Annotated in this window: 6 protein-coding genes; all 6 read right to left on the reverse strand. The window is 34.0% G+C overall.

All coding sequences use genetic code 11. The annotated features are described in order from the left end of the window. Positions 1 to 147: 147 nt before the first annotated feature. The gene (locus NK356_RS08530; RefSeq protein WP_253316725.1) at positions 148 to 690 is read right to left on the reverse strand and encodes a peptidoglycan-binding protein LysM; all 543 of its coding nucleotides are present in this window, start codon (positions 688 to 690) and stop codon (positions 148 to 150) included. Positions 691 to 856: 166 nt separating this feature from the next. Further along, on the reverse strand, positions 857 to 1,267 hold the full coding sequence (locus NK356_RS08535) for a hypothetical protein (RefSeq protein ID WP_034699547.1): 411 nt from the start codon (positions 1,265 to 1,267) through the stop codon (positions 857 to 859). A 432-nt stretch (positions 1,268 to 1,699) separates the two neighbouring features. Next, positions 1,700 to 2,122 carry a hypothetical protein gene (locus tag NK356_RS08540; RefSeq protein ID WP_034699544.1) on the reverse strand — a complete coding sequence of 141 codons (423 nt, stop codon included), beginning with the start codon at positions 2,120 to 2,122 and terminating at the stop codon, positions 1,700 to 1,702. After that, entirely contained in the window at positions 2,119 to 5,610 is a 3,492-nt protein-coding gene (locus NK356_RS08545; RefSeq protein ID WP_253316726.1) for a DUF6443 domain-containing protein, read from the reverse strand. Before NK356_RS08545 ends, NK356_RS08540 begins: the two co-directional genes overlap by 4 nt. Before the next feature lie 5 nt (positions 5,611 to 5,615). After that, a complete protein-coding gene (locus NK356_RS08550; RefSeq protein ID WP_253316727.1) occupies positions 5,616 to 9,083 on the reverse strand; it encodes a hypothetical protein in 3,468 nt (1,155 codons plus the stop codon). Positions 9,084 to 9,098: 15 nt separating this feature from the next. Beyond that, on the reverse strand, positions 9,099 to 10,700 hold the full coding sequence (locus NK356_RS08555; protein WP_253316728.1) for a T9SS type A sorting domain-containing protein: 1,602 nt from the start codon (positions 10,698 to 10,700) through the stop codon (positions 9,099 to 9,101). Between the last annotated feature and the right edge of the window lie 535 nt (positions 10,701 to 11,235).

Consider the following 11,235-nt stretch of genomic DNA (forward strand, 5'->3'; position numbering starts at 1 on the left):
TATACTGCAAATTTATAGTGGTGCTAAAAGTTTCTTTGTAGTGGAAAAAGGAAGTTCACGTAGTAAAATCACTACACAGACTTAAATAGAAAAGCCCTCAATACTTCGACAGTACTGAGGGCTTTTCTATTTAAAATTGTTATTTACTTACAATGCAGTGGCAGTATAAGTTATTTTTTGTGTGTAAGTTCCCTGTGGTTTTCCCAGAAGAACCTTGGATGCATTTTCTGCAGAAATGGAATAGGCAATATTCAAAGACTGTTTCGTACCTAAACTTGCATTGCTCACCAGCACCTGATCAGCTGTAGATAAAGTGACCTCATTCAGGGTTCCCACCAAACTTCCGCCCGGTATTGCTTTTACCTGCAATATATCTACAGGAATTAGGTTTGCACCACTTACAAAGTGTGTACCCTCAGATTTTACTTTTACATCAAAGTTTTTAGAGGAAATAATGACTAAACTGTTGGGAACGGTTACATTTTTTGATGAATTATAGTCTTTTGTGCTCCCATAATTAAAATCTACGGCACCTTCTGAAGCAACAGAGCTAATGTCCATTGCAATAACATCCGATAAAATAATATTTACTGATGTACTCACCTGCTCTGAATTTTGTGCCATAACCTGGTTGGTTCCTAAGGTGATTGCTCCCAGAGACAGCGCAATGATAAAGATTTGCTTTTTCATGATTAATAAATTTAGTGAGGTGTAATAATATTGTTATTCGGAATTCATTATAAATTTAATAACATTATATGACATTACCAAAGTTTTTTCATCATTGATTGAATATTACCACCATATAGTTCGCAGGTATTCAATCTAATAGCGTTAATTTTTATTCCAATCTTAGTTAATTATTAATAAGTATAGCTTTTCTTATTTTATGCCTTAATTCTTGACTAAATTTTTTATTATTTTGAGTTGTACTCAAAAGCTGTATCATATTACTGTTCAAACATTCCATTTTAATAATAAAATATAAACACACATTTAACCAGTAACCTTGGTGGTGATCAATAATATCTTTCAAGATGAGTTCTATAGGAAAAATATCGGGAAGTAATATATTATTTTTATTAATGAGCATTGTTAACTGTTGACTCGCCGTTTCTATATTTTCAAAAATTATATAAAAAGGATAACCATAGAAATTATTCATATCAATATGTGTGGTTTTACCTTCGTAAACTATTTTCCAACAATTACCGCAAAAATAACATTCATAATTAATCTCTGATATATATATTATTCTTATCTCCATATTGCATGATTAACTTTTAGACCTGTTTTCTGATTTGATTATTCCATCTATGTTCAGAATTTTCATCTGTAATTATTGTGTCTCCTTGTCTTCTCAACATTCCTCCCACATAATTCCCTTTTTTATTTAATGAAAGACCTAACGTTTGGTGGGGGAAGCTGCGGCTTCTATACCTTCCATTTCTACTGCATTTGTATTTCCTCCAGAAATATGCCTAGCAGCAGACTTCCACTTCAAAGTTATAGACTTCTACTTTTTCATCCAAGAAATTAATAGATTCCAACAAAGAAATAACATAAAAATGGCGCCACTTTACAACAAGTGACGCCATTTTTTTATTTTACTTTGATAAGAAATTAATTTATTATATACCTACCACAATGCCTGATTGTATAAAAAATAATAAGATCAAACAAAGAACCTAGTTATAAATTACCATTGACTAGGATAAATTTTATAATACTTCAATATTTTATTCTTTTCAGAATCAACGAGTTTAAAATAAACCCCTTTATTTCCAGATCTCCAAAATTCTAGTCTATCATCTGCAAATAAGGTATCTTTTTTAGTAATAAATGCAAATACATAATAACTATCATCAGGAATAATAATTTGATGTTTAGTTACAATCTTTTGCTTAATATCCTCTAGCTTAAGGCTTAGCTTTTCATTTCGAAGATAAACCCGTTTTATATCATTGCTATCCGAAAAAAAATATTTTAAATCGGAAGCTATCACATATTTACTATTATTAACAGTGTTTTTAGAATATATTAATACTATTTTTTGATTATTGCAAGATGTAATAATTGTTACTAATAATGCCAGTATTATGGAATATTTAATCTTGATCATGGTTTTGGTTCTGTTGGTGGTTTAATTTTTGTAGAAGTTACACTTTCTACTGGATAAGGTATTATACCATAGTTTGTTCGTTTATCTTCGTTTAATTTTTGATTCATTTGATTCCCCAAATTTACGGTATTGTATTCTTCTTCTTCATCTATAAACCCAATATTTCGTTTATCTGGTGTCCATATTGATTTTTCAGCCTTTCCTTCATATTTATTTTGATTTCGTTCTCTATATTTACTTGGATTTGAAAAATGATTAAATCCATGCAGTATTTCATGTCCTAATCTTGAAGATGGACTATTATAGCCTACATTTCCTTCTTCCAAAGTTGATTTGGTGCCATCTTTCCTAAATCTGATACCTTCTAATGGATTAAATTTCACAGATTTACTATTAGGATCATATTCATTTTTTTTTCCATTCTCTGTCTGTTCTGAAATTGTAAAAGTATTTTTCTTGTCATTGATCATAAAATCCATAACATTAACTGTTGTAACATCTTTTCCTTCTCCAATAGTTATATTAAGAGCTTCCTGAGAATATAAGTAATCTAACGCCTTATAGACATTTCGATCAAATTCATTTTCAATTTTAGCATAATCTCTATCCTTTTGATAGGAATAAATATTATTACCAAACCTAATATCTCTACCATCAGGATCGATAAATAAAACTGGATTATTGACAGCATAGTTATATGGGCTATGTCTTCTATGCTTTTCCGACAAAGGATCAACAGCACCCCATCTTCCAAGATCTGACATATAAAACCTAGCACCATAATCGTACATTCCAGTCTCCTGCAGTTCCTTCCCGTTATATTTATAATTTTTATAACCTCCCAATAATCCTTTATTGGTTCCAATATGATTCATTCCAAATGCATAATAATTATTGGTATCGGTTATTTCAAGAGTCCCTGCGCTACTTTTAGCAAAACTTACTCTGCTATTTCCAAGATGATCCTTATACTGATAAATATAGCGGTTTTCTGTGAAACTGTAAAAACCTTCCGCCGTAGAAACAAAGTCTAGTATCCACAGAGGTTTAATCGGCTTTATGGCATTCACTTCATTTTCATTTTTAAAAGCTGCCTCTTCGTATGCGACACTTGTTCTGCACCAAAGACAAATTGTAGTTTCTGAAAAGCCATATTGAAAACCATCTAAATAATCCGTTATATTCGTCGTAATTGTTGTACTTCCTCTTCCTCCTCCGCTTGTATAGGTTTTACGGATTTTTGTACCATCGGCTTTATAAAGATAATCTAATCCAAAATTATTAATTTCTCCTATAGAATTGGTCTGAGTAATTGAAAAGTTATCCGGTAAGTTAAGATAATTATAAGTTATACCATGGATCCCTTTATCAAGCATAGTATTCATATTTCCGTTCGAATCATAGTCAATCATATTATTTCCTCCTTCATAGCCCGTGTCATTCATTGCTGATTCAATTACTTTATCCAAACGGTTTCCTGTATATTGATAGATAAGATCATCCACCTGTACAAAAGTAGTCCCTTGTGATACGGGAGCTGCATTTCTTTTTAAGGTGTTTATATTACCATTGAGATCATAGCTGAGATACTCATCAAAATAACCTGTATTCCCTGTAGACGGTTCTTTATAGAAAGCATTTCTTAACCTGTTCACTGCATCATATTCATAATTATAACGTTTCAGAAGATTTTCCGATCCGTTGTTCCAATCAATTTCAGCAATATTACCATTGAATTTTCCTATGCTCTGAGAATTTACAGGATTTTGATACTTTATTTCATATCCAAACAACTTTCCGTTCAGATTCGCAGGATCATTGATTTTTGTCAACCAACCTCTGATGTTATACTTATAATCAATTTGCTGAAGCGGAGCCCCAGCAGCAATTCCACCCACTTTTTTTGATTCCAACTGGGAAATTTCGTTATAGGTATTTTGAGCCAGATATTCTACGGGATTACTGTCAACCTGATGTTTGTGTACCACAAGCCTGTTCTGATTATCATATTCAAAGTTTTCTGTGATAATTCTTTCGGTATCTGTTTCTAATCTCTTATGTCTGGTAATGGTCTGTTTGGGGAGTCCTGCAAAATCAAGTTTTGATTCTGTTCTGGTGTAGCCTCCAAGATGGTTAATAGAGTGCTTTCCAATTACTCGTCCCTTAGTATCATAATACGTGTAATTCTTAGTCCAGTTATCATCTTCTATATTCTTTACAAAGCTCATAACAGGAAACCCTTTGGTACTTCTTCCGTCTGCAGTAAGAGTTTCGGTAAGTACGGGTTCTCCCAAAACAGATAAAACAGATGGATTGAAGCTGTATTGGGGATATGAATCATAATAATTTACAGATAATAAAGTAACCCATTTAGACGCATGAGGATAGGTAATATCAGGATCATAAAAAACATCCATACCCTGCCTGTTAAAAACAGCTGAGCTATTCCTCAACATATTTCCAGAACCATCAGCTAATATTTGCTCTGCGTTCCGGTCTCCTCCAGTAGCAATTCCAGTAATAACAACTCTTCCAAACTTATCATACTGGGTATATAGCCATTGTCCTTTTTTATTTAATTCGGCATCCTGAGTTCCTACAATTCTGTCTTGCTTGTCATATATTATCAATTCCTTGCCTTTACCAGGAAGCTTTTTTTCTACCACCCTTCCTCTTCCATCATATTTATACTGATAGCAAAGAGTATTCAAAACCGTATCCGGAACCGGTACTCCAGGGCTTAAGCTTTTAATAAGATCTGCTGCTTTAGGAGATAAAACATATGCCAATTGATCATAGTTATTATAAACATAGTAAGTGTCTGTACTGTCAGTTGCATTCAGCATCTTTCTTACCAACACAACCTGACCCTTACCATTTTTAAATTCGATGGTTTTATTTCCATCTTCATCCGTTACTGTACTCTTATACAATTGATTGGCTGTATAAGGAGTAGAAACCGTAATGAGTGTTTCAAAAGTACTGTAATTGAAAACCGCATTATATTTCTTCACTTCGCCATCTTCATTTGCATTGTATTCAAATTTCACAGGCTTTGTGCTCCATGCTGCTCCCACTTGCTTTTGTTCGAAAATCCTATCCAGAGGTGAATTTTCTAAGTTTTTGTGTGCAAAAGGAGTATTATCTCCATAATAAGTTTGAGCGGCTCCCTCTGCTCCTGATTGAATTCCGCCGTTTAATGTATTCATGGGCGCGGGAAGCCAGGTATCAACCTGTCTTCCAAATCCATCATATGGTATCGTTGTTACCAGATCTTTTCCTGTGGGAGTTGCTTTTATATTGACAATTTGTTTAGGCCTGCCCAGTCCATCAAAATACTGAACAGTTTCCGACGTTTTGGTAGGCTGGTTATTGGCATCATAATCAAGATATGTTTTACTGTAAGTATAGTTTTCTGTTGTGCTTAGTTGGGCTTGTACAAAACCTGATATCATCAAAGCACCGATTGGAATTATGAGTTTCTTCAACGGTATTAGTTTTTATAGTTGTATTTCATTTCTTTTAACACTTTCCCATCCATATCAATGACTTTTTCAAGTCTGCCGGCTGTATCATAAATATAGCGTTCTCGGATACCTGATGGCGGAGTAATGCTTCTTACCCCAACCAGTGGATCATAAGTGTAAGTAGTAATATTATAGTTTAATAATCTGAAATAAGTACGGAAAACATCTAATTTAGTAACGAGCTGATTTTCCGCCTCCTCTGGCTGCAGATTATAAAATGTAGGATTAGCGTCTTTTTCAGAAGCTGTAAAAATATCTGCAAGTTGAGCCGGAGCACTTCCTTCAAGCTGTTCATAGGTAATACCTTCTACTTTAGCAATAGGATATAACTTATTATATCCCCAAACTAAAGAAACCGGAATCCCACTTTTTGTAGTATACTGCAGGAGATTCCCTTTATCATCATACTTATCGTATTTAACTTCAGTATCCCAGCTGCCAGCTTTGATATCATACGACTGAGCAGAAGTCGGAAGATAGTTGTCCTGACTATCATATTTGGTTTGTGTAAAGCTTAGAGTTTTATTATCCGAAGTAACCTTTGTAGATAATGGAATACCAGTCATGTTCTTATTAATCAGACGGTTGTTTCCCCAATCATTGGCATAATCATAATCTGTATAGATAATTTGGCTGTCAGAGGTTGTTAGCTTACTTGTATCCAGATTTCCAGAAGCATTGTACGTTAATTCTGTTTTTGTTACTAAAGCCGAGGTTCCTAAAAATGTAGTTTCAATAGTAGATTTAAGTCTTCTTTTACCTGTAATAAGAGGGCTCACTAAAAACTTATATTTAGTGACTGGCAAAGGATTTTGATAAGTGTCGCCAGTATAGGATAATCCAATTACAGGACAACCTGAGTTAAACTGATAAGGATAAAAATTATTACTTGGGTCATAAAGTCCTGTCGATGTTTTAACAATCCCAAATGACGGGTATACACCATAGGTATTGGGTAAATTATCATAGTTATTTATTTTTGAAGAGAGTTTATTTAGATTCTGATCAAAAACTTCAATCAATGTGTTCTCTCCATTGGAAGGAACATCTACTTTCGGCATACCTTTTAAGTAAGTTCCTTGTATGTTGGTAAAATAGTATTTCGTATAACCTTTAGGTGTTCCGTCAATAACATTGATATCTTTCTCTATAACCTCACTATAACCAAAAGATTTATTTCCACCTAATCCAAAATCACTGGAGTTGATTGAAATATCATTAAAAATTGAAATAGACTCACTCGGACATCCCCCAGTAGTTCCTGAAGGCAGAGATTTAGATGTTGCACCGCTTATAAGATTTATAGGACTAAATGCATAAATTAATTTTCCACCATTATAAGTATATTCTTTATGGGATAATAATTTACTATTTTCATAATTCTTTAATGATTTTATCCTTAAACCGCTTCCATAAGATATAGAAGTATCAATATCTGTATTATCAAAATATGAGATACTACTTGATACAATCGCTCTATGGGTTCCATCTGTACTTCGGTAATTGATACCATTCTCAACATATACATAATATTCGGTAGTTGGATCTGTATCATCAAGTACTGTTATTTCCTCACTCCAGGTGAGCTGATGTGTTTGTTCAAAAACACTTCCCGGAACATCCACCTTCCATTCTTTTATAACTGTCTCAACCTGTTGTCCATTAACCATCTTTTTCTTACGAAATTGTATTTTACATTTTGTCATCTCATTCCAGTCACCATAATGAACTTCCGGATAATTTGGCCCCATATAGCCGTCATATATGGTATTATAAAACTTTATTGTTTTATTGGGAAGTTTGAAGGAAGAACCTTTAACAAAAATAGCCCCATTTGGCTCTGCTCCTCGATGATTAACAGTTTGACCTTTATTACCATTTTGCAATTGAGTAGCAGTTGGTATAAACTGATTGGTAAATGTATTGGATTCATACTCGAACTCAGTACGTCCACCCGTGGGGTAAAATATTTTCTTAAGTATATTTGTTGCCACAGAGTTCACATTTGTATATCTCATGCTCCCCAAATAAGAACTGGGTGTTAATCCATAGTTTTTATAAGGAGCTGTTTTGAAATAATCAAAATACGATAAATCAGGAAGAAGATTATCACTTCCCACACCATTACTATATCCGTAAAAATCTGAACTTTTCATCTTATCAGGCATTATATTGGTAGTATCATATTCAAAAGTATATGGAGGAATAGATGTCGGGACAGAATTACCCATTTGATCATAGTTCACCTCTTGAATAGAATTTAATTTTAACCTTTTATTCTTATACCCTTCTTCCAACGTATTATTAATGGAATTAATTGGAAAATAATTTTGATTAAATACAAAACTTTTAATTTTCTTATTACTGTATTTTGACAGAATATCAACAGAACTTAATTTCTTAATTGGGGTCGCAGTAAAATGGGGTCGAATATCTTCCCTGTTATCCAAATTAAATTGTATTTTAGTATCCTCTGTTTCTATACCTATCAATGTTTTTTTTTCATTAATTACAGCATTCGAGCTGCTGCTTAAAGCAGGACTCATTGTAAAATTTGTTAGATGAACAACTTGTGTAGGATACTGCTGATAGGTACTCTCATCCTGATATTTGAATGTAACAACTTTACCACTTACAAGTTCAATTCTGCTAACTTTAAAAGTATATGACAAATCAATGGTACTGGTCTGATCAGTTTTCGATGTTTCAACAGCATAAAAATAAAATTTGTCTCCTTTGTTGGTAGTCGCTATCCAACCTTCAGTATTCCTGGAGAATTTTACATCATCATTATTTTCTAAAAATAAGATTTCATTGTTGTTCTCCGGGTTGTAAAAAAACCTTCCGGAATATCCATAAAAATTGTATGAAAAAATATCCGGCTGTCCCTTTTTACTCTTTAAACTGGTTATAATATCATAAGAATCATCTGTTGCTGGCTGAGCTCCTCCAGAAAGAAGACCTACATTATAATCATTGGCACCATATTGAAGTCTATACATTGGACTTTCCGATTGAACAGTGGGAAAGTTATTTTTAAAAATACTATAGCCCAATGTGCTGGCAAAACCATCTCCTCCTGTTACAAAGTCTTCGCTACCTCTAATCTCCTGTATAATAGTTCCTTCAGGCAAAAAATTCCATCCCAGGCCTACCCATGTAGCTTCATCAGCAACTTTAATACCTGAGGTATGATAACTTACAGCTAATGGAATTTCAATATTATCTATTTTAAGAGTATAAAGAGGTATTGAAACTTCTGCTGTTCCAGTATAATGACCTACAGGAATATCTCCAAACCTGCCTAATAATGCCACTTCAGGAGATGTAGGAACATTTTTCACACTTGGGTCATACTGGTTGACTGTAGTTTGCCCTGAAGCATTATTTAATGTAGCTAATAATAAAATTATAGCTATTGTAGTTTTCTTCATGAAAATAATTAGGTTTTATTTTTTGATCAGCTTTGCATTCGCCGTTTTATTGGTATCAGTTTTTATCGTCACCAGATAGGCTCCCTGAATCAGTGCCTGAGTATTGATCTTGGTTACTTTGTTTTTCGTCTTAAGGTTTTGAAGTTGTCTTCCGCTCATGTCATACAACAGAATATCAGCCTCTCTAAAATCAAAGCCGATTTCTACATAAGCATAATCTGAGACTGGATTCGGATAGATCTTGATATCGTATTTTTCAATCAGCTGATCAACCTGCTTATCGCCTAGCTTCACAATCTTCCAGTTCTCTTTTCCAAGTTCTTCTGCACTGGTTCCTGCCAGAATAATGGAACCGTCTCTATTTAATTTCAGATCAGAAAGTCTTTCCGCTTTTTGTCTGGATTCTCCGGTTATATGTTTTCTCCACTGTTCATTTCCATTGTGATCCAGATACAGCATCCAGAAGGTCTCGTCATCCGTTTCTGCTCTTCCTTCTGCCTGGGTGTAACCTCCTAATAAGATTCCTTTGGAAGATTTATCATCTGCTGAATGCAGAACACTCATTCCCATCAGAATATCACGATTCCCAAAATTATAGGATTTCTGCCACTGCTCATCTCCTCTTTCATTTAAAGCAATCAGCCAAAGATCTGATCCTTCATCTAGTCCAACAGTTTTATTTCCTGATCTTTCTGATCTGGATTCTCCGCCAATGACAAAACCTGTGGAAGTTAAAGCAAGGGTTCTCAAATGATCATCTCCTTTTCCTCCAAAACTCTTTTCCCATTCTACTTTTCCGTTCTTATCCAACTTGACAATCCAGTAGTCACCCTCACCAAAATTTTCAGTTTGTTTTGAGTTTCGGGATACGGGGATCGGGTTTTGAACGTTTGGTATAGAACCCGCATCTCGGAACTCGGGACTCCTTGAATAAATTCCAAGCAATGCTCCTCCATCTCTCGTTGGAATCATTTTCTCTACTTCATCTAAGCTTTTTCCACCTAAAATTAATTGGGAGAGTTCTTTTCCGTTTTTATCAAGTATCGTGATCCAAACATCTTTAGAACCATATCCTTTTGCAGTGTTTTGTACATTTCCGGCCACAAAGAACCCTAAATCAGTAGTCTGGATAACTGCTCTTGCTTCTTCATCTGATGAACTTCCCAAAGTCTTTTGCCATAGTTCATCTCCGAATTCGTTGATTCTGATCAACCAGATATCCGAACCTCCTTTGGAATCATCTTTTTTATCCAAACCTTTACCTGAATAGGACGTTCCGGCCAAAAGAAATCCACCATCCTGTGTTGTGACTGTAGCTGATAAATAATCATGATTGGATCCTGAAAAGTATTTCTCCCAGACTTCTTCTCCTAACTGGTTCAATTTTACCAGATGGAAATCATAACCATTATTCTGCTTTTGTCTACCGGCTGCTAGCGATTGGCTTTTGGCCTGAATACTGCTTCCCGTGATAAGATATTGCTGATCGATTGTTGTAGTAACCTGGCTAAGAAAATCCTGAGTAGAGGATTTGATGTCTTTCTGCCATACCACTTCCTGGGCATAAATGCTCAGGACAGTGCATATAGTAAATGCACTGAGAGAGAGTTTCTTCATTCCCTTATTGTCGCTTTTTGAGTTATTAATTAGTTTTTATTAAAACGCGACTAATTTAACATTTTTTAAGAAGCAAATAATAAAATATTTTTTTTATTACAACTAAGCTTCAAATTCATTTCACAAAAACAGACTTCAGAAACAACAAAGTCTCTCATTTTTCATATAATTACAAGATGAAAGAAAATATATAACCAATTCTTAGTCTTTTCAATAAAGATTTAGACAATCAATATAATTTTAGATTTAAATTATAATAAAATTCATATTTAAAGTAAATTATTTGGTCAAAATAAGTTACTTAATTCCTGCTTAATTTACCCCAACCGAACCAGATCATCCATAGAAGTGTTTGAAGATATGTTCGTCTTCGTCACAATACAGACATTTGAAGATTTCACTCTATGATGTCATTCTTTTTATTTCCTATACATTATGATAATGGTGGATATACCGAGTAACAGTATTCATTGTAGCTTTTCCTTCACAAAAAGCCAAATGGCGCCACTTTACAACAAGTGACGCCATTTTATAT

Origin of the sequence: Chryseobacterium sp. S0630 (assembly GCF_024158915.1) — a bacterium.
Taxonomy (GTDB): Bacteria; Bacteroidota; Bacteroidia; order Flavobacteriales; family Weeksellaceae; genus Chryseobacterium.